Annotated in this window: 14 protein-coding genes; 3 read left to right on the forward strand and 11 right to left on the reverse strand. The window is 42.3% G+C overall.

What is annotated here, in order from left to right:
• Positions 1–118: 118 nt before the first annotated feature.
• Positions 119–1927 (forward strand): M61 family metallopeptidase, encoded by a 1809-nt coding sequence (locus KZC02_RS18370; protein ID WP_221390036.1) that lies wholly within the window; start codon positions 119–121, stop codon positions 1925–1927.
• 230 nt (positions 1928–2157) lie between these two features.
• Here the strand turns inward: KZC02_RS18370 and KZC02_RS18375 are convergent, their stop codons facing one another.
• Positions 2158–3618, reverse strand: a complete 1461-nt coding sequence (locus KZC02_RS18375; protein ID WP_221390037.1) for a SusD/RagB family nutrient-binding outer membrane lipoprotein — start codon at positions 3616–3618, stop codon at positions 2158–2160.
• A 5-nt stretch (positions 3619–3623) separates the two neighbouring features.
• Complete coding sequence (locus tag KZC02_RS18380; RefSeq protein ID WP_221390038.1) at positions 3624–6947, reverse strand: SusC/RagA family TonB-linked outer membrane protein; 3324 nt, start codon at positions 6945–6947, stop codon at positions 3624–3626.
• A 320-nt stretch (positions 6948–7267) separates the two neighbouring features.
• Between KZC02_RS18380 and KZC02_RS18385 the strand changes: the two genes are divergently transcribed.
• A complete protein-coding gene (locus KZC02_RS18385) occupies positions 7268–7408 on the forward strand; it encodes a hypothetical protein (RefSeq protein WP_221390039.1) in 141 nt (46 codons plus the stop codon).
• Here KZC02_RS18385 and KZC02_RS31925 read toward each other — a convergent pair.
• The 9 genes from KZC02_RS31925 to KZC02_RS18425 all read right to left on the reverse strand — a co-directional run bounded on the left by KZC02_RS31925 (position 7405) and on the right by KZC02_RS18425 (position 21420).
• Positions 7405–7956, reverse strand: coding sequence for an AraC family transcriptional regulator (locus KZC02_RS31925; RefSeq protein ID WP_229253663.1), 552 nt, complete (start codon positions 7954–7956; stop codon positions 7405–7407). The genes KZC02_RS18385 and KZC02_RS31925 overlap by 4 nt on opposite strands.
• Complete coding sequence (locus tag KZC02_RS31930; protein ID WP_229253664.1) at positions 7947–8282, reverse strand: hypothetical protein; 336 nt, start codon at positions 8280–8282, stop codon at positions 7947–7949. Before KZC02_RS31930 ends, KZC02_RS31925 begins: the two co-directional genes overlap by 10 nt.
• Positions 8283–8637: 355 nt before the next feature.
• Complete coding sequence (locus KZC02_RS18395) at positions 8638–9627, reverse strand: arabinan endo-1,5-alpha-L-arabinosidase (protein WP_221390040.1); 990 nt, start codon at positions 9625–9627, stop codon at positions 8638–8640.
• A gap of 4 nt (positions 9628–9631) precedes the next feature.
• Positions 9632–10327 carry a DUF3823 domain-containing protein gene (locus KZC02_RS18400; RefSeq protein WP_221390041.1) on the reverse strand — a complete coding sequence of 232 codons (696 nt, stop codon included), beginning with the start codon at positions 10325–10327 and terminating at the stop codon, positions 9632–9634.
• Positions 10328–10338: 11 nt separating this feature from the next.
• Positions 10339–12225 (reverse strand): RagB/SusD family nutrient uptake outer membrane protein, encoded by a 1887-nt coding sequence (locus KZC02_RS18405; RefSeq protein WP_221390042.1) that lies wholly within the window; start codon positions 12223–12225, stop codon positions 10339–10341.
• A gap of 12 nt (positions 12226–12237) precedes the next feature.
• Entirely contained in the window at positions 12238–15432 is a 3195-nt protein-coding gene (locus KZC02_RS18410; RefSeq protein WP_221390043.1) for a TonB-dependent receptor, read from the reverse strand.
• Positions 15433–15659: 227 nt separating this feature from the next.
• Positions 15660–19424, reverse strand: coding sequence for a PVC-type heme-binding CxxCH protein (locus KZC02_RS18415; protein ID WP_221390044.1), 3765 nt, complete (start codon positions 19422–19424; stop codon positions 15660–15662).
• Positions 19425–19448: 24 nt separating this feature from the next.
• Positions 19449–19925, reverse strand: a complete 477-nt coding sequence (gene tnpA, locus KZC02_RS18420; RefSeq protein WP_221390045.1) for an IS200/IS605 family transposase — start codon at positions 19923–19925, stop codon at positions 19449–19451.
• 370 nt (positions 19926–20295) lie between these two features.
• Entirely contained in the window at positions 20296–21420 is a 1125-nt protein-coding gene (locus KZC02_RS18425; RefSeq protein ID WP_221390046.1) for a Gfo/Idh/MocA family protein, read from the reverse strand.
• Positions 21421–21744: 324 nt separating this feature from the next.
• Between KZC02_RS18425 and KZC02_RS18430 the strand changes: the two genes are divergently transcribed.
• Positions 21745–22302: a GNAT family N-acetyltransferase gene (locus KZC02_RS18430; protein WP_221390047.1), complete on the forward strand. Its 558-nt coding sequence runs from the start codon at positions 21745–21747 to the stop codon at positions 22300–22302.
• Positions 22303–22591 lie beyond the last annotated feature (289 nt).

Consider the following 22591-nt stretch of genomic DNA (forward strand, 5'->3'; position numbering starts at 1 on the left):
AAGGGGAAGTTTTAAGCAAAGAGCGCGAAGATTTTGCGAACTTTGCTTATAGCTTCTTTGCCTTGCGTGAATGAACTTAATTTCAATCCATAAACCACTACTATTTTAATTCTCAATTATGAAGAGAAACGCTTTTTACCAATGGCTTTTCATTATTATACTTTTATTTAAATCCCTTACTGCATTTGCCCAAAACCAGGAGCCTGTACATTTTATAGTAAGCATGGAAAATCCTGCAAACCATACTTTTCATGTGATGATGGAATGTAAAGTAGGAGTTCATGAAACTGCAACTTTAAAAATGCCTGCCTGGTCACCGGGATATTACCAGATCATGGATTTTGCTGATGCCGTTGGGAATTTTGATGCCAAAGATGAAGCAGGCAATACGCTTAAATTTGAAAAGAAAGGCAAAAATGCATGGCATATTTCAAAGGGGAAAGCATCTGTTTTGAAAATCGAATATGATGTAAAAACGACGAAGCAATTTGTTGGTACCAGTTATCTGGACGAAGAACATGGTTATATTATTCCTGCCGGGGTATTTTTTCATCTGGATAATGAAATTAAAAGACCAGCCGAAGTGGTTGTGAAACCGTTCGAAAAATGGAAAAACGCAGCAACCGGGCTTGATTCCGTTGCCGGTAAAAGCTATACTTATACTGCTCCGGATTTTGATATTCTGTATGATAGTCCAATTCTGATCGGCAATCTTGAAGAACTGCCTGCCTTTGAAGTAAAGGGAATTCCGCATCGTTTTATCGGATACAAAATGGGTGATTTTGATAAAGTCCGGTTCATGGCTGACCTGAAAAAAATCGTTGAAGCAGCTTCCAATATAATCGGTGATATTCCATACAAACAATATACATTTCTGGCAATCGGGCCGGGTGGCGGAGGTATCGAACATCTTAATTCTACAACCATCACTTTTGATGGTGCGAGATTAAAAGTACCTGCCGCACGTATGCGCGTTCTGAGCTTTATTACGCATGAATATTTCCATCATTACAATGTAAAACGTATCCGTCCGATAGAACTTGGGCCGTTTAATTACGATCAGGGAAGCAAAACAAATATGCTTTGGGTATCCGAAGGAATCAGTGTGTATTATGAACCGTTGATCCTGAACCGTGCCGGACTGATGACACAGGAACAGCTTCTGAATGCGTTTAAAACTCTTGCACTATCTTTTGAAACACAACCCGGAAGATTATACCAATCGCTTGCCCAGGCCAGTGCTGAAACCTGGTCTGACGGCCCGAATGGCAGGAAAGCAGACGAATTTAACAAAACCATTTCCTATTACGAAAAAGGCCCGATTGTCGGGATGCTCCTTGATTTCAAGATCAGGCATGAAACGAAAAATAAGAAATCACTTGATGATGTAATGCGTACGTTATACCAGGAATTTTACCAAAAACAAAAACGCGGGTTTACTGAATCAGAATTCAGAAGGGTCAGTGAAAAAATAGCCGGTACTACACTTGACGAGATTTTTCATTATGTATACACAACAAAGGAGCTGGATTACACCAAATATTTCAATTATGCAGGGCTGGAAATAGATACAACACCTAAAATAGTATCCGGTGCGTATTCAGGAATTAACAGCAAACTGCAAAACGACAGCCTGATCGTAACTTCTGTTGACTGGAATTCTCCGGCATGGAAAGCCGGAGTACGCAGAGGAAATGTTGTTCTGGATATAGACGGAGCAGGAGCAACGGATAAGAATACAGCCAATATTATTCCTGATAAAAAAGCAGGTGATAAAGTGGTTTTAAATGTCTTGAAAAAAGATACCAAACATACTGTTCACATAGTTCTGGGAACAAAATCAGACCGTTCTTTCGACATCAGGCCAATTGAAAAACCTGACAAATTGCAGGCAGCAATATTGAAAGACTGGGGGAAGTTATTTTAATTATTAATGGTTAAGGATTAATTGTTAATGCTTTTGAATTGGGAATTTAATTCTTATTAATTGACTATCGGTGATTTAAGTAAGATAAGTGCTTTGAATTAGAATTTGTTTGAACCATTTGTTTAAAACATAAAAAAGAGACTGTATTCCAGGTGAAAACCCGATACAGTCTCTTTTTTACATTAAGAATTAATCCATTGGCGATGGCCTTAACCATTAACCATTAACAATTACTGAACCCCCGTGCGTGTGTCCCACCACATTTTCTTTCCCCAGAAATTGTCAGTGATTTCAGCGATGAACGATGCGCTGTTTCCTGAGTTAAGCGTAGTTTCTGTTGGTGGATAAGGGTAGCGGAATGGCGGACGCGTATGACCTGTAAATGGAGAACCGGTTGCCGCGGGTAATAAAGGTACATCTGTACGTCTTGATTCAGCCCAGGCTTCCTGCCCGTTTTTAAACAGCGACAGCCATTTTTGCGTGTACAATTTATTGGTGGTGTTATCCCATTTTACGCCTGAACCTGCCAGGTAAGTGCTGATAACCGTTGCATCCGCAATGCCGTTTTCATTCAGCGAAGCGGTTACAGCAGCTTTGTATAAAGTTTCGGCAGTGCTTCCACCTACATTCCATCCTTTTTGAGCGGCTTCTGCCATGATGAAAAGTATTTCGCTGTATCGCATGAAAGGAGAAAATCCGGTAGCATCTTCACGGAACTTTACGCCAACACGGGAATATAGAGAAATGATCGGAGAAGTAGGAGGGCCAACTTCAACACCTCTGTATTCACCGTCACTTGGTGCTGGTTTGGCATAAACCGATATTCTCGGATCAGCCAGTTCTTTCAGTTTATTAATCAGCGTATTACTTGGGCCATGATCGTCGCGTGTCATAAAGTTGCTGTTCCACGGTTCAATATACGGACTTGATCCCGGCCAGTTAAGCAGTGCATTGTCGGCGTTACTGGCCAAGACCGGATAAGTCGTAGCCGAAGAAGCGATTTCTTCAATAATCGGCTGAGCAGTAGCCGGGCTTACATTGGATATACGAATAGCAACCCTCAAACGAAGAGAATTACAGAATTTCTGCCATTTTTTTACGTCTCCTCCATAAAGCAGGTCGCCGTCTCCCAAAACATCAGTTCCACCGGCTGCAAAAAGATCCGCTGCGGTTTTCAACTGTGCAATGATGGCCGGATAAATCGTTTCCTGTGTATCATATTTAGGCGTGATGTAACCCGCGTCACCTTTGAATGCTTCCGAAAACGGAATATCCCTCCAGCGGTCTGTCGCTACCTGCAAAATATAAGCCTGCAAGGTAAGCCCCACCGCTTTCATGTTCGCAGAACCTGTTTTATCGGCCTGGTCAATAATAGCCTGGGCATTTTTCAGGTCACGGTAAACAACAGTCCATAACGTATTGATGTTGGTAGAAGTAAATACATACTTTGCGTCATCAATATATTGTAATTTTCCCAGCTGTCCGCTGTAAGTGGAAGGCTCGCTCATATCTCCGAGCGGCCCGAAATAATAGAACGCGAAATCTTCCAGCACATAACCCAGCACGTTGGTAATAGGTGCTTCAACGGGACTGTTCGGGTTTGTATTTATTTCTTCAAAATCACTGGTACAGGCTTGTCCCGTAAATACCAGCAGAAGAATGATCAGTAAGCAGGATTTTATATTTTTCATAATTATCAGAATTTCAGATTTAATTTTACACCAATGCTTCTGTTGGAAGGGATCTGGTATTGTTCGATACCCAACCCGTCATTTCCTACACCAAAACCTGTTTCCGGGTCTATGTTCGCTTCATTACTTTTGTCGGTATACAATAAAGCTATGTTGCGTGCAAACAGGGAAATACCAGCTCCTTTAAGCCATGGATATTTTAATGTAAAAGAAGAAGGCAGCTGATAACCGAATTCGATCTGGCGGAGCTTTACAAAACTTCCGTCAACGATTGCCGTTTCTCTTCCACCCCAAAGGCTTTGGAAATAATCTCTTGCACCAACCCGGATCGTGTTAGGCGAACCGTCAGCCATCGTAACTTTTTCGTCTTTCAATACATCCTGTCCAACGATAAGCCCGTTTTCACGAATTCCGCCTTCAACTGTTGCGGCTGTCACACCAGACTGCATACCAAACCATTGCGTTACGCTGAATACATCCCCGCCTTTTCTCATATCCAGCAGGAAGCTGAAATTGAAATTCTTGTAGGTGAAATTGTTGGTAACACCTCCAACCCAGTCAGGCATGACATTGCCTACTGCCGTTGGTGTTGAATTGTAAGTTGGCAAACCGTTGCTTCCGATAATGATCGCTCCCGTTGAAGCATCTCTTGCAAAAGAAGCACCTCTCATCACACCATAAGCCTGTCCCGGAACAGCATCCACTGTAAGTCCCCAAACCGAAGTAATTGTGTAAGCTTCCAGTTTCTGGCCGGTTGTAGGATCTTCGTACAGCGAGTTCACCATACTTTTGTTTTTGGCCCAGTTGAAATTGATATCCCAGTTGAACCCACCCGGATTCCGGATGATACCAGCGTTCAATTGCAGTTCAATTCCTTTGTTCTGGATTTCTCCTGCATTCAGCTGCATGGTGCTATATCCCGATGCTCCGGAAATATTCACCTGCATAATCTGGTTGGTTGTGATTTTGTTGTAATACGTTGCATCCAGTCCGATACGGCGGTTCAGGAATTGCAGTTCCAGACCAACTTCCGTACTTTTTGCTTTTTCAGGTTTCAGGTTAAGCGGAGGCAAAGTGCTTGAAATACTATAAAGTGTTACCCCGTCAAAAGCGGTTGCATTGGCATTGTAAGACGATTGCAGCTGGTAAGGGCTGCCGCCATTTCCAACACTTGCCCAGCTGGCGCGCAGTTTACCAAAACTCAGGATATCCGGGTTAACAGGAATTACATTGGTAAAAACCCAGCTCAAACTAGCCGATGGATAAAAATACGACCAGTTACCTTTTGGCAATGTAGAACTCCAGTCATTACGTGCAGTTACATCCAGGTACAGATAATCTTTATATCCCAGAGATGCTTGTCCGTAAACACTGTTTGTTCTTAACTTATTGGTTGTCATTGCCGTTGTAGGGCTTCCTTTGGCATTGCTGATATTGAACAGATCCGGCACAGTAAGCTGGGAAGCACCAAGTGAGCTGTAATTGTAGGAATAATTACGATAGTTGGCTCCCGCTGTATAGCTCAGTGTAAGGTCTTTTGCGATACTGCCATGACCGGTCAAAATGAGGTCAGCGTTGATTTCATTGATATTATACTTCGATTCAGTGAATTTTCCGCCACCCCATGTTTTGTCGGCCATGCTGGTCAGCGTTTCGTTGGATTTATTGTGCGTAATTTCCTTGCGTTGCTCAGCGGACCAGTCAGTACCAATTCTTGCCATTGCGCTAAACCACTCATGGAAACGGTAAGTAGCACTTACGTTACCGAAAACACGGTCTTTATAACGTGAATGCGTGTTGTTATTTACATTGAAATAAGGATTGTCGTGGAAGTTATTGTTCCAGTTATAAGGCATTCCGTTTGCGAAAGTCTCTCCGTAATGTTCTTTAAGATCCTTCATGTCAACCTGACGGCCAAACCATCCTCCAATTGATTGCATCGGGTTATTGGCATGATATCCTTGTCCAACCAGGTTGTCATTGGCAGTACGTACGTAGTTTACCAGTGCATTTGTTTTTAATCTTTTTGTTAAATTCTGGGTGGTATTCAGCTGGATTGTATACCGTTTCTGATCTGTATTTGGTATGGTACCAATCTGTTTCTGCTGACCAAAAGATAATCTCGTATCACCATTTTCAGAACTGGAAGAAACTGCGACAGAATTGTCAATCGTATAACCTGTCTGGAAAAAATCCTTTACGTTGTTAGGATTTGAAACCCATGGCGTTGCAGTACGGTTACCGTTTGCATCGATCGGGCTGTTGTATTGTGGAATCAACAGGCCAGCGTCCAGTCTTGGCCCCCAGCTTTCATCAACTCCGTCGTTGATACCATTGCCCAACCCGTCAAGATAAGAGAAGCCTGTTGAAGTAGCGTAATCCTGGTACGTAGAGCCATCGTTTTTCTTTTTCCACATATACTCTTCGCCATATACGCCTTGTCCGTATTGGTTCTGGTATTTTGGCAGGATATAAGGTTTTTCATAAGAGAAACCACCGGAATAACTGATTGAAGTGCCTTTTCCTGCACCTTTACCATTTTTAGTCGTGATCAGGATAACACCATTTGCAGCCTGGTAACCATATAAGGCAGCCGCATTGGCACCTTTTAGCACCGACATAGATGCGATATTGTTCGGATCAACTTCTGCAATGGCATTACCATAATCTACTCCGCCGCCGGAAGTTGTATTGGTAGAAAAATTACTAACCGGAACTCCGTCTACAACAAATAGCGGCTGGTTATTTCCAAATGAGTTATTGCCGCGTAAAACGATCCTCGAACCCGATCCAATTGCACCGCTTCCTGCGGTGATCTGCACCCCGGCAACTTTTCCGGAAAGTGAATTCAGTACATTTTGTTCGTTACTTTTAATAAGGTCACTGCCCTTCACTTCCTGAATTGCATAACCCAATGATTTTTTCTCTCTGGTAACACCCAAAGCAGTTACAACCACTTCATTCAGAATCCTGCTGTCGGCTACCAGCGCAATGTTGATAACTCCATTTCCGGCAACTTCTGTTTCCTGCGACAGATAACCGATAAAACTAATGATCAGCGTACTGTTTTCGGCTGCGGTTAATTTAAATCTGCCTTCCCCGTCGGTAGTGGTACCGTTGTTGGCTCCGCCTTTTACAATTACTGATGCCCCCGGTAGCGGACTGCCATCTTCTTTGGAAGTAATTACTCCGGAAATTTCGATGTCGGCCATTTTCGAAAACGGCTTTACGCTTTCTGCCCTGGCAGTAAATGCTGCCGGAAGGCAAAAAAATGCAATGAACGTGACCAGAAGGGCGCGCATTGTCATAATTAAGATAGGTTTGTTCATATTAAAATAGTTAGGTTGTGAAAATTTGGGTTCAATTTTTTGTGGAGCGGGAAATCTTTTTTTTGCTAGCTATTTCCATATAGAATAAGGTTAGATGTACTGATTAGTCAAATAAGGATTATGGAAATCTGATTTGTAAAGTTACTTTTCACATAGAGCAAATTCTTCGTAAGAATTGCTGAATAGTTTACCGATATTAACTTTGTCTTAAAGTAAATTTTGTATAATATGTATTATGCAGTGTTTTATATGGAATTTTTGAGAAAGGGCAAATTAATACGTTGAATGATGTCTAATTACCTGTGCAGGCGCCGTAATTATTGGAAATTATACGTTTTGCAAAACAAAAAAACCAGGTCAGAAGCCTTCCGGCAACGATCTGGTCTTTTTATGTAAACTGGCTTCTGATGAAAATCCGTAAAGAATGGTTGTTATTTATGGACGGGGAAAGAGCGGGTTAGAGGATTTTCTCAAAGAAATCTTTTTGATATTCGCGGGGAGATTTACCAATTGATTTTTTAAAAACCCTGTTGAAATTGGTAACATTATCAAAGCCGGTTTGGTAGGATACATCCGAAAAACTATCAAATTTGCCCGAAACGATCATTTTACAGGCTTCATTTACGCGTACTTCATTCAGAAAACTAACGAAGGTTTTATCCGTATGTTTTTTAAAATACCGGCAAAATGCCTGCGGCGTAAGACTGGCAATACCTGATATCTCTGCCAGGGAAATGTGGTTTTTGTAATTCGTTACCAGATATTGAAAAATCTGGTCCATCCGAATTCCTTCAACATCCGAAATAATCTGTTCGCTGTTGTTGGTAGCGAGCGGCTGCATGTTACTGATCGTAGAAAACTGATGCAGCAATGTAATAAATGCCGCTACACGCAGGCTTTCGGTACTTTGCCGTATTCCGGTAATCGTTTTTTTTATAATTTCGGCAGAAGATTCAGGAATCTGGAAACCATTATGAAGCCCGTCTACAAATTTTCTGATTACAGCCATTTCGGGCAGACTAAGGATATTTGCGGATAGATGATTGGGATCGAAAAAGACAGAAATAGAATGGATCTGCTTTTTTCTTCTGGGTTGAAATAGGCTTCATCACTCTTAAAGATATGGGATTGATTTGCGCCAATAATGTAAACGTCGCCGGCTTCAAAACGCTGCATATAATTGCCGGCGAGCAACATACCGGAACCTTCAACAACCCATTCGATCTGTACTTCACGGTGCCTGTGCAAATGATTGTAGTAATGAGGCAGAATATCCTCCTGAACCACAATTGTGCTCTCTTTAGGAACGGGAATAGTGAATTGTACAACTTTCATGCGAACTTTAAAATGAGTTTAATCTGCAAGCGGTACCGAATTAAATCTTTACATTGGTACGCTTAATATGGCATACTTTAGATAAAAATAAAAGGGTATCTTTATCTAATTGTAAAAACACCCATGTAAATCAAAGATAGAATTATAAATAAAATATGTCAGATAGAAGATGAATCCTTTCTGGCAGAGCTTGAAGTTATTATTTCTAACCTTCAGGACGGAGAAAGTGTTCCTTATAGACTAAGTTCGGAAATGGTGCAATCTATAAACCGTGCAGAGGAAGATATTTAATAGGGCAGAACTGCAACTCATGAGCAGGTATGAGTGAAATGAAAGAATGGATCGGCAGTAATAATTAATTTACCTCCGGCCAGCCATCTTCATCCCAGTTCAGTTCTTCAACACGTAATTTGGAACGGCCTTTGTCATGTGCATCATAGCCATGGAAAATCAGGTAATCTTTTCCGTCAAATGTGCAAACGGCATTATGGCCGACTCCGTACCAGTTCGCATCACCATGCATTAACAAAGTTCCACCGCCTTTGGTCATAGGTTTGTTTTCCTTATCCACATAGGGCCCTGTAAGTTTCTGTGAACGGCCTACACGCATTTTATATGTACTTTTTTCGCCTTTGCAGCAATAATCGTAGGAAGCAAAAAGGTAATAATATGTGTTTCTTTTAAAAATAAACGGCGCTTCAATAGCTCCGTTTCCAGCCAGTGAATCGGCACTGGTTCCGTTTCGGGGAACACTGGCAATTGTATGCCATTCCTGCAAATCTGTGGCAATAGATTTTGCATCTTCACTCAATTTAACCAGTTTGAGCCCGTTCCAGAACGAGCCGAAAGCAAGCCAGGGTTTTTGGCCATCGTCTAAAATAAAATTGGGATCAATGGCATTCCATTCATCTCTGCCCGGAACGGATTCAATTACTTTGCCATGATCTTTCCATTCATAATCCGGATGATCTGGATCCAGCGTTTTGTTCGTGGCAAGCCCGATACAGGACCGGTTTTTCCCAAAAGTCGAGATTGAATAATACAGATAATAGAGACCATTGAAATACGAAATGTCCGGTGCCCAGATGTGCCCTTTAAAACCCGGAACTGCTTTTACGGCCCATTCGGGAGGAGAATTGAAAACGGGTTTTTCACGCTTCCAGTTTTTCATATCCTTGGAAGACCAGGCACTGATCCCACGTCCGGTTGCAAACAAATAGTAAATCCCGTCTTGCCTGATCATCACAGGATCATGAACAGGAATATTTGTTTGTAAAGAATCCTGAGCACCGGAAATTCCGGCACTCAGGATGAAAATGATCAGACAAGCAATGTGCTTTACCATCAATTTACTTCAGTTGGATTTTTTGAGTTGCCCCAAATAACATTTCACCGATTCCGGAAGTTTTTACGCCTATTCTGGCAAACACATAATCACGGCCGGCTAATGCTGCGGGCAAAGTTGTGGTCAGTGTGATTGGTTTTGACAAGTCGGTGATGGTTGCTGCGAGTTGTTCCACATTCACTGCATTATTATTAGGATCCAGAATTGAGGTAGTTCCAACATATAAATTGACTCTTTCCAATGTACGCGTTGTGTCGGTCTGCTGTAAATTAAAAGTGGCAGAAACCTTACCTTCTCCTTTGGAATAAACATCGTTTTTAAACACAAAATAAGGTTTTACAGGAACATCCAGTTCTTTTGTCCCGCGTAATTCCACCTCAATCGTATCGGTATTATCGACCCATGGCCCGTTCCCGCGAAGACGGACCAGCTTGTAGTTTCCGTCAAACAGCGAAGCAGAAAATGTTCCGTCCTGATTGATATAAACCGGAATTTTGGTAAATAACTGATAACCGCGCTGCCATATTTCCAGCTGCACGCCATTGGATCTGACGCCTACTGCTTGTCCGTCATAGATAACCCGGCCTTTTAAAACAGATTTGGGCTCAACCCGGTTGTCTTTTTCGCAGGACAAAAATGTGATTGAAAAAGCCATTGCGAGGAAAAGCAACGGGATGTTTATATTATATTTCGTTTTCATGATTTCTATAATTAATGAAAAGGATTACGGACAATTTTGGGGTTATTATCGATCACAAGCTGCTCAATGGACGAATAATAATTACCCATCTGGAAGAAACGCGGAGCCCTGAAACGTGGCGCAACCAATTTATCAAACACATATTTGCCGTTTGACTCATGGCCCGGACGTACAACGCGATATGGGTATAATGCATAGATCATGGCATCCGGATTAGATGTATTTCCATTCCATACTTCATGTGCAATCCGCCAGCGTTTCAAATCCCACACTCGGTGGTCTTCGAAAGCAAGTTCTACCCGGCGTTCATTCTGCAGGCGCTGGATCGTAAGTGTTTTAAGGCTGCCTGCTCCAAAACCTGCTCTTTCCCGTACTACATTTACATACTTTAATGCGTCCGCCGTTTTGGCCAGTTCTAGTGCTGCTTCACTCGCATTCAGGTAAATCTCTCCCAGACGGAACCGGACCCACCACATATCACTGCGAATTCCGCGTGTACTCGACATGGCTGTCTGATCCACATATTTTCTCAGATAAAAACCTGAATTGGTTACTTCCGTTTGTGAGCGCTGCGGACCGGAAGAACCGGTGAGTAATTTGCCGTCATCATAAGTAGAACCTAAAACATTGGATTCCACATTCTGGTAAGTGCCCGAAGTTGCATTCCAGACCTTCACACCTGCCTGTATCTGTACCGGTATTCCCCGAAATGAAGTTCCCGGATAAATGATCGTTCCGTACAAACGTGCATCTTTATTGGCAAAAATATCCTGCGGATTGGTGTAGTAGATATAGTCGGTATTGCCGGTATTTCTTGTTTTCAGCTCACCGGAAGTTCCGTCCAGATATTCGTAATCTTCCACCAGATTCAGCGAAGGCGTAATTGATGAAGATGAAAGATTGTCTTCTCTCACATTCCGCGCAACATTGTCATAAGTAAAACCATGTCTCTTGTCTTTGCTTACCAGGAAATCCTGGGCCAGGATCACTTCCGGATTGGCTGATTTCTTCGTAATAGCATCATAAAAGTTTTCCCCCAAATTCGGATTTGTTTTATAAAGCTGGTAAACGCCGCTGTTAATAATTTCCTCAGAAGCAGCGAGGGATTTTGCATAATAATCGGCAGCTCTTGAAGCCGGAATACCCACTTCACCTCCCGCAGTTGCAATAGGAGATGATAATCTGCTGTTGTATTTGGCGATAGATCCGGCGTATAACATCGCCCGGCTTTTGAGCGCCATAGCCGTATATTTATTTGCACGCGTATTGCTGACACCATTGCCAAGCTGATCTTTGATGGCATCCAGTTCAGATGCAATGAAGTCATACACTTCTTCTTCCTTGTTACGTGGCTGCTGAAGATAAGACGGATCGCCGTTATAATCATAAATAAGCTGCTTGGTCACCAATGGTACACCACCCATTCTTTTCGCCAGTTCAAAATAAACGAAAGCTCTTAAAAAGCGTAATTCAGCTGAAAACTGACTTTTTTCGGTTGCAGAAAGAGAAGTTCCGAATTTTTCTATGTTTTCGAGTGCAAGGTTTATATCCCTTACCAGGCCATAATCCCAATATCTCCAGCGCTCAAAACCATAAGCGACAATGTTATTTCTGGCATCGTCATTGTTGGACCACATGGCCTCGTCATAGGCTGCAAAATCCTGCCAGCCTTCTTTGATTGGGGCCGTTGCAGTGGTTGTGGAACCATGGTTTAAGTCGACATGATAGGGCAGGCGGTCATAATAATTGGCCAGCAATCCGGTGATCAGCTTGGAGTCGTTCCAGATCTGGTCTTCCAGGATAATGTTCTGAGGCTTTCTGTCAAGCCAGTCTTCGGCGCATCCGGACAATACCAGGATGGTGAAGATTAAGATAATATGTTTTGATAATCGTGGCATAGCTTATTAGAATTAGAAAGTGATGTTAAAACCTGCATTAAACAGTCGCTGCTGCGGATAAACCAACGCACTGCCCGAAGAGATTTCAGGATCGATATTATACTTTTTCACATTGTCGATGGAGAACAGGTTACTAGCGTTGACGTAGATACGTAATCCGTTGCTGCCGATTTTTTTGAAGACTTTCTGGTCAAAATTATAGCCCAGTTCAAGGTTTCGCAGCCTGATATACCGTACGTTGGTAATCCAGAAATCACTTTTACGGAAATTGGCATGGCTGGAATTGTCTTTACGAATGGCAGGATAAGTTCCCGGGACCCATTCGCTTGTTGGATCGAAAGGATCTTCACGATGCCAGCGGTCTTCCAGTATATATTCTGGGGAAGTACCATTGTTCTGGTAAGGTATTTTCATTTCAAAATTGCGCTGCCAGCTTTGAAGAGATGCTCCTGCAAAATCAAAAAACAATGAAAAACCTTTATAAGAAACACTGCTGTTCAATGCAAAACTCAGATAGGGATTGGCTCCTTCTGCATAACCGATCGGGCGTTCATCAAGATTGTTGATAATGCCGTCGTTGTTTACATCTTTGTAGATAAAGTCACCCGGTAATTGTGTCCTGTTTCCCTGTCCGTCATTGTTTACCGTGTGGCCTTCAATTTCCTGCTGTGACTGAAACTGGCCAACTACCTGATAGCCCCAGTTGATATTTCCCCAGCGGTCTACAAATGAATCTCGGTATTCGTTATAGGAATTTCCAAAGCGCGGTTTATAAAAATCAAGGTCCCTGCGGCGGGAAAGCGTTGCATTCGCACTCACAGTATAATCAACTTGCCCGACCGAACTTTTGTAGGTCAATACCCCTTCGAGCCCGCGATGCGTATCGCTGTTCAGGTTTTCGTTTGGTAAAGTATAACCTACTTCGGATGGTAAAAGGACATCATAACGGGCAGCCGGAAGACCTTCTCTTTTGCGTTCAAAAATATCAAACTGGCCGTTTAATTTGCCTCCCAAAAGCCCAAAATCAATACCGAAGTTTGTAGAGATATTGGTGATCCAGGATAGGGTAGTAATAGGTAAACCTCTTGGCCTTACACCAATGTTATAGGTTCCGTTGAAAATAGCACTTCCCTGAAGAAAGTTGTAACCCGGTAAATAACTGAACGGGGCAACAAGAAAGTTATCATCCGCAAGCCGGTCACTACCTGTACGTCCGTAAGAAGCACGGATTTTAAGGTTGCTGAATACTTTTTCGAGTTTCCCTTTAAAGAAATCTTCTTCCGAAATCCTCCAGCCACCAGAAAAACCAGGGAAAAATCCAAACCTTTTACCGGCTGCGTAAAGGAAAGATCCATCGTAGCGGCCTACACCTTCAATCAGATATTTCTGTTTGTAATTGTAATTAACACGGCCAATATATCCGGCTCTTGCTTCTGTACTCCATTCATCAATCAGCAAATCCTGATTGGCAAATGACATGAGCGGAATGTAGTTGTTTGGCGGAACGGTATGAACAACCATGTAGGTATTGACATTATCCGATTGCTCATAAGCTGCAACGGCTGAAATTTCATGATCGCCCAATGACTTATTGTAATTAAGCTGGAATTGTGCGAAGCGGTCAACAATATTACGTTTCCTGCGTTCACGCCATGGATTCTGGTTTCCACCTCCTGCTACTACATTGTAAGTATCTGTTGCTTCATCATACTTGTAAGCATTATAAGTATATTCGAAACCATCAAAATCGAAATTGTTATAGCTGTATGAATAGGTTCCTTTCGCTTTCAGGCCAAAAGCAAAATCATATTCTGCGTAAAAATTGCCTTTAAAAACACGGTTAATCTCACTGATCGTACCCGTGATCTCCTTCTTGTAAGTAGCGGGATTTACGTTTACATTGTGGGTCTGGTTAATGTATTTGGGATTATCATTCGCATACGGGCGCTCGGTAGGCCACATTGTGAAAATACTCAGAAACGGGTTGAAATAATCGTCCAATCCAGGAACACCAGTCTGGAACCGGTCTTCTATACGTGCACTGATCTGTGCCCCGACTTTCAGCCTTTTGGTTACATTGGACTCAATGTTGGCCTGGATATTGGTACGTTTGAAATTATAATCCTTGATCAGCGCATCCTGGTTCAGATGGCCAACTGACAGGAAATAATTGACCTTTTCGGTTCCGCCTGATACGTTGGCATTCGCATAATACTGAGGCACATTGGGCCGCATGACCATTTTATAATAATTGAAACTCTGATATCCCTTTTCTGTTCCCGCTTTCCATTTTGCCAGTTCTTCGGGTGTAATGGAAGGAGTACGTCCCTGGTTTACATCCGATTCAACCAGTCCGCGCATGTGCTGATAAGCGTTCGCCGGTTTCGGATAACGTGTGAAATTCTGAAGACCATAATATCCTGAGATATTAATTCTTGCCGGGCCATCGCCTGCTTTTCCTCTTTTGGTAGTAACAAGCACCACGCCGTTGGCAGCCCTAAGACCATAAATAGCCGCAGAAGCATCTTTCAGAATAGAAATGCTTTCAATGTCATTCTGTCCAAGGTTATTAAAATTCGCTGCATCCGAAGGAACTCCGTCAATGACGTAAAGCGGTGTGCCCAGGTTTCGGATCTGGATGGTAGTGGAAGCACCGGGTCGCGCGTCTGCTTTACGGGCTGTAATTCCCTGAACCCGCCCAACCAGTGCATCAGAAGTACCTATAGCGGGCGTACGAACAAGGTCTTTTGCCTGCACATTACTTACGGCACCTGTTACTGTTGCTGCCGACTGTGTACCATATCCCACAACCACAACCTCTGTCAGTTCCTCACTGCTGGGTACAAGTGTGATATTGAAAGCAGACTTATTACCAATGGCCGCATCCTGTGAAGTATACCCGATAAATGAAAAAGTCAGGGTTTCGGCTGCATCATTTACGGTTAAGGTAAAATTTCCGTCCGCACCTGTGGTCGTTCCCGTAGACGTTCCTTTTACAATTACACTTACTCCCGGTAAAGGTGTGTTTTTCTCATCAACAATTTTCCCGGTTAGTGTTTTGTCAATAGATGTAAGGTGCTTAATTACAGGCGTTTCGACGTTCGTGGAAGCCGCAATAATTTCCCCGGGCCAGAGCATCCCTGAAACAATCAGGGCACAAAGAGGTTTGTGAAGCCCCTGAAAGGAGTTTCGTCTAATTAGCGTCATATAATTTAGATTAAGTTAGATGTGAGTAATTATTTGTTTATTTAATTTTATTTATTGTTGATATAGTTATATTTTAATTGACGAATGAGTATAGGCTGACAGCAACGGTTAATTGCTACCCGTTTTTTTAAGAATAAATTGATTCAGGAAATCTGAGCACAGATTAGGTCAGATTTCCTGAATAATGCGGTTTGAATTTATATTATCTGATTGTTTTCATAGGCCATTTATTTAGATAAGACTGCCTGCTCTTTCACAACTTTCATTACCCCTGTCATCAGTCTCCAGTGGCCCGGGAAAGTACATACGAACGGATAATCACCAACTACATCAGGAACCACAAATCTCAGGCGGTAAGTCTGTCCGGGATTTACCAACGGCGTTGCAGCGATAATCTGCGGAATATTCGGAACGTAATTTTTCTCTGCACCATCTTTGGCAGTGATCATCTTGTCGGCTGCCGCACCGATGATTGGTGTTGTTTTTGGTTTTCCAACAACGATATTATGCTGCATGGCATCCGGATTTTCGAATACAATCTCTACTGTTTTCCCTGCAATAGCTGTAAATTCAGTTACGCTAAACTTCATTTCTTCGCGTATCGCTTTGATCTGGACGATTTGTACATTCGGGTCAGCCGGTGCTTCGTCTTTCATACCGTATGATTCTAAAAACGTATTAAACTTCGCACTCAGATCTTCCGGAATGTCATTTTTGACCGAAGCCAATAATGTTTTACTTGCATCGGACGCTGTTTCTTTACGTTTAGGATTCCATGATCCGAGAATGCCCTTCATTACCGCATTGCGTCCCTGTGGATCAAGTGATTGTGCAGTTTTGATCAGATTGACAACATCATCCCCTTTTGCATAGGAAGTATAACCGCGTGTTGCGCGTTCCAAAGCAAAGTCAGACAAACGGTCCAGACGGCGCACTTCAAAAGTTTTGGTCAGCGTATTGTTCTTGTTGTCATCTTTTTCAGGGACTACATTATCCTGGTCAATAATCGCCGTAACATTTACTTTTCCGGCTTCATCAGATGTAAAATTGAATACACTTCTCCATGGGCCGTTGTTTCCTTCGGTCAGTTTGATGGTTTCACCAGGTGCAATTCCATTGGAAAGTTGTTTACTGATATAATTCGTATTCAGTGAACGGCTTCTGATACCGACCGTTACGACAGGCACCAGTTCTTTTGGGACCGCAACACTTCCCTGGTTGGTAATTTCAATCGTAACCCGGGCATTTTCACGTACATAAGGTGTAACCGGATCAATTGTAATATTAGTAATCGCCAATTCAGCGGAACCCTGAACAGTAACTTTACCCGCAGAATTATTGTCATGGTTCATTTTAGAATGATCCATACCTGCCATTGCTTTTGAATCCTGTTTTCCGGCTGAGGCTGAGGAGCCTGCTTTACCTGCTCTTTGTGCCAGATATTTATTGAGCAACTTACCATTCTGGGCATTCAGGACAGCTGCAAAAGCATCCGGCATCCAACGGTCATCAGCTTGTGAGTAAGTATCGAGCAATGTCAGAACTGCCGTTTCTGTTTCCGTTGTATAAGGGATTTCTGAAAAAGCCAGAAGTGAATTCAAAACAACCAAAGGCTCTTTATCATGCAATGCATCCACAGCCAGCAGCGATTTTGCCGTGGCGTCAGTACGAGGCAAAACCTGAACTGCAGTTTTACGTACATCATTGGAGGGGTGTTTCAAAGCTTCGGTAACAACAGCCAAAACCTGCGGGTCTTCAATTGCATTAAGTCCTTTCAAAGTCCATAAAGCATGAATAGCAGCAGTATTTAACCCGATTTCATCAACCGATTTATCTTTAACCAATTCCAGTAATTTAGGAACCATGTCCTTATTTCCTCTTTCAACAAGCAGTCTTTGTGCGTGGCTTCTCCATAACATATTGGTGTTTTTCAAAGTAGCAACCAGTTCATCAGGACGGTCTTTGCTCAACGTAACCGGTGTGTAAGCCGGTGCATTTTTCCAGCCAATACGGTATAAACGCCCGTGGGTAAAATCTCTTAAAGGCGTATCATAAGCATTTCCTTTTCCATTTTCAGAACCTTTTGGAGTAGGGTTATGCTGGATAATATAACTGTACCAGTCGGCAACCCAAACGGCGCCGTCCGGTCCGACTTCTGCAAAAACAGGAGCCACCCATTCGTCGGCGCCAGCCAGAAGGTTAAATCCTAGTACATCTTCAAAATCTGTACCTTTTTTAGCCATTACATTCTGGTGCAAAATGTGGCCCGTTGGTTCAGAAACAAAGGCAACGTTGTTCCAGTATTTTTTTGGATAAGCACGTGCTGTATAAAAATTATGACCTGCTGCCGCTGTAAAACCGCCGAATACATCCACCTGACGTACTTTTGAGGTAATTGGCTGCATATCTTTATGCGTATCAGTACTACGGCTGCCGTTATCCACTTTACTGTTTCCAAAATAACGGTTTGGAATGGCGCTGTACCAGCCATGTGAATTATTGGCAGTAGAACCAAAAAGATCACCAGCTTCATTGAAACCAAGCCCCCAGGTATTATTGGAGGTTTTGGCTACGATCTCCATATCAGTTCCATCCGGTTTAAAACGGAAAAGAGCCTGTCCGAAATCCAGAGAATCTTTTTGAGCAAATTTTCCTTTAAATCCTGAATAGCCTACTGAACCATAGATCCAGTTATCAAATCCGTAATGTAAGTTGGAAGGGCCGGCGTGCGTATCACCCGTTCCGAATCCGCTGAACAGAATTTTCTTCACATCCGCTTTATCGTCACCATTGGTATCCTGCAAAAACAACATATGCGGTGCCTGGGAAACAATGATACCGCCATTAGCAAAAACAAGCCCGGTCGGAATACTCAGGTCTTCTGAAAATTTCGTGAATTTGTCCGCTTTGCCATCTTTATTGGTATCCTCACAGATCAGGATATAATCACTTCCGCCTGTGTCTTTGCGTTCGTTGGGATAATCCTTCGTGATCAATACGAACAATCTTCCGCGTTCATCCCAGGTCATGGCGATCGGGTGCATCACATCCGGCTCGTGTGCAAAAACGTCCAGTGTAAAATCAACCGGGATCTGAATATGTTTTACTGATTCTTCGGGAGAAAGCGGTAATTGCTGTACCTGGGCACCAGGGCGCTGTTCGTAGTTTGGAAGAACCGCTGCACGATATTCAAATGGTTTCGGGTTCAGGCCAGCCAGTGCTTTTCTTGCATTGTCATTAACAGCCCAAAGAATTCCTTTTTCCAATAAATCATGAAATCCCGGAACAGACCAGGTGCGTTCGTCATGTCCGTAAGCGGTATAAAAAACACGTCCTTTTCCGTGCGTACGAACCCAGGTATATGGCTCATTGGCGCGTCCCGGTTTGTCTTTTTCCTGATCTGCCTGAACAATACGCTCCGTCAGAACAATATTGTCGGGCTGCAAAAGTGTGTGCAAATAAGTTTCATCTACCGTTTTAAATGGTTTTACACCGGCAATGGCTGGATGATCCGGTTTTGCCCATACTGGCTGAATAGTGTCCCAGGTATGGCGCCAGAACTGTCCGCCCATCAGTTTCACAACATCCGGGTTGTTACGGAAACAGTAAGAAGCGCAATGAACCGGGATAAAACCTTTGCCGCTGGCTACGAAATCCAGTAACGATTTGGCTTGCTGCGGGGCAATCGAATCCCAGTTTGCAAAAAGCATCAGGGCGTCGTATTTGGCCAGTGTTTCAGGATTAAGATCTTCCAGATCATCGGTATAAGTGAAGTTGAAACCTTTTGGGCCCAAAGCCGCCATAATCTGAGGAACACGTTCTGCCGGTTTGTGATGGCCCACTTTGTCCCCCATAAAAAGGATTTCAAGCCGCCGCGGCGCTGTAGCATCTTTTGCAGATACACTTTTTACAGATGCATTCTGAGAAGACGGTTGTGAGGCACATCCCAGCAGGACAATACCAAAAAGAAAGGATAATGCTTTAGTTTTCATTTAGGAATTTTGTATTGTAAAATCTTAGTTTTCCCAGGAAGAAATATCCTGAAAATCAAATAAATAATTGTCTTTGTACTCTATTTCAAAATCATTGAGCATTTTAAGATATTCCTGCTTAAATGTATGAATTTGATGGTGCTTTTCCTGATTGCTTATATACTTAATTACTGCGTCTACGTGCGATCGATTAAATGAAAACGCTCCGTACCCCTTCTGCCAGTTGAACACTTGTGTTTTATATTTTTCTTTTAAAAATCTGTTGGATGATGTTTTGATTTCTTCCACCAAATCTGGTAAAGCTGTCGTCGGATTATACCCGATAAAAATGTGAATGTGATCCGGCATTCCGTTTATTGCCAAAGGTTTGGATTTGTTGGTCAGGATAATTCCCCCGATGTATGCGTATAGTTCATCCTTCCATGATTTACTTATTAAGCTTTCTCTGCCTTGTACAGAAAATACGAGTTGAATGTATAGTTGTGTGTAGGTATTTGCCATTGATGATGAAGTAGTTTGATTTCATTTTTTATTGGGTTTTTGTTGAGTGTATTAAGTTTTTAAAATTCGTTTGAATGCGTTAGCAATCGTTTTTTATTGCGGTGCGCTGCACCTTGAAAAATGTCACGGCAATTCCAATTCTACAAATAGCTCGGTGCTCTGCACCTGTCAATTTCAGATATGTTTTAGCTAGCAGGTGCAGAGCACCGGGCTACTTGCGGTCCGCCGCGCGGTAGAAAGAAAGATGAAAAAGACGTACGGGAAGGTGCAGCGCACCGCAATAATAATCCGATTCAAACGCCTTTTTCAATTCACGCTGAACTCTAAAATGTCATTGTTCACGTAAATGTTGATTTTGCTCTAACCCAGACTAAACATTTTGAAAATCAGGCAACTGAATCAACGCGCCACCTTGCAACGCAGATTCATGCGCCAAAATGCCAACGCTTGTCCAATTCGCCGATTGCCATGCATTCGGGAATGGCTCGCGATCTTCAATTAATGCGCTGATAAACTCGTTGGCCAAATGCGGGTGCGAACCACCGTGGCCGCCTCCTTGGACAAATGACAAATGTGAATGATCATCCAGATCATAAACCCCTTTTCCAGTGAAATGTTGAATTTCAGTCGGAAGTAAATGTGCATAATCAGGTGTTGGAACACGTTCTGCAATTTCATGTTCAGCCTTTTTAGCTGTATGGATCACCGGATCTTCACCTTCAATTAACGGCCATTCAAATGATTTTTTACTTCCGTATACTTCAAAACTTTCACGGTACTGACGCGCTACATCAAAAAGCGAGCGGTATACATATGCAGACAAATCGCTGTCTTTAAATTTGATATGTGCCGATTCAACAGCAAATGGCGAGTTATGTATTTTTGCAAGGTCTTCACTGATCGTTCCTGATCCGAAGCAGGATACATATTCGGCTTCCAGTTTCAACAATCCTGCAACCGGGCCAACACAATGCGTCGCGTAATGCATCGGAGGCAAGCCGGGCCAGTAGTCAGGCCAGCCTTCCATATCCTGCTGATGGCTGGCTTTCAGGAACTGGACTTTTCCCAATTCTCCTTTTTCGTACAATTCTTTCACAAAAAGGAATTCCCGAGCATAGACCACGGTTTCCATCATCATATATTTTTTCCCTGTCTCTTTACTCACTTTCACAATTTCCATGCAATCTTCCACACTGGTAGCCATTGGTACTGTACAAGCTACATGTTTTCCGGCGCGTAATGCTTTCAGGGTTTGTTCTGCGTGGTTCGGAATTGGAGAATTAATGTGAACGGCATCTACCAGCGGATCATTCAGCAGGTCATCATAACTGGTATAACGCACGTCGATACCATACTGATCACCAACTTCATTCAATTTGGATTCTGTACGCTGACAAATTGCATACATATTCGCATGAGGATGCTGCTGATAAATAGGAATAAATTCGGCTCCAAAGCCCAGTCCGACGATTGCAACATTAATTTTCTGAGACATATTTATTAATTGAGAGTTAAGAATGAAAACCATTGACCGATTAAATCAGGATTTGTATCAAAGACTGAAATCCTGCTAATTACATCCTGGCTTCGTTAAGAATTTGGTTTAACTAAATATATTGTGGCAAGAGTTGATTAAGTCAACAAAATTTTAATTTGACAATACAATTTTAAAGCAAAATAATACCAAAAACTTTACCGCATTTGATTAGTACTGACTGTATTTTGACTAATTTTGCATTGAAGATTGAATTTAAAGCAAAATATGGCTTGAATAGGTTATTTGAATATTCCGGATCTTGAAAAAATGTAATTTCAGGCTATGATACGACAGGCTACACCAGAAGATGCCCGGCAAGTGGCACCTTTGTTTATTCTTTCAATGGGACATATAGCAGGCATTTTTGCAAATTCCGACCGTTATGAAGATGCAATTCCTTTTTTTGAGCGCTTTTTTGCCAAGGAAAATAACCAGTACAGTTACGAGAACACATTAGTTCTTGAAGAGGAAATGGAAATTCTGGGATCGGTAACTGGATATGATGGCGCACTTTTGCATCAGTTAAGACAACCGGTTTTGGATCAGATCAGGAAAACACAGCCAGGTTTTACTCCGAATGATGAAACTGAGGCGGGAGAATATTATCTGGACTGTATTCAGGTTCATCCTGCACATCAGGGAAAAGGAATTGGTAAAAAACTGATTCATGCTTTTTGTGAAAGAGGATATTCCCTGGGTTATAAACGGGTTGGCCTGATCGTCGATTTAGAGAATCCGGATGCTAAGAGGTTTTATGAAAGTCTTGGCTTTTTCATAGCAGGTGAAAAGGATTTTATGGGACATCGCTATTTTCATATGGTAAAAGAAAATAAAATCTGATTGCGTATATAAGATAGAGTTCATTTAATTGATGTTTGGACTAACCCAAAATAGCTGTACGAATGATTGCGGTGCAGTCCACATCCTTAATAATTCGGGCTTTTAATGAAATTAGTAGTTCAAATTGTTAGCTATGTAAAACAATGTTATTCTGTCAACATACATGTTTACAGTTAGTTAGAATTATTTTTACATTGATATGAGTACTTAATATATTTCTAAACCATTAAATAACATATGGTTGACATTGGAAATAATTTCCTTTATTTTCAATTAATAAGTTACTCAA

The sequence above is a fragment of the Dyadobacter sp. NIV53 genome (genome assembly GCF_019711195.1).
In the GTDB taxonomy this organism is placed as follows: domain Bacteria; phylum Bacteroidota; class Bacteroidia; order Cytophagales; family Spirosomataceae; genus Dyadobacter.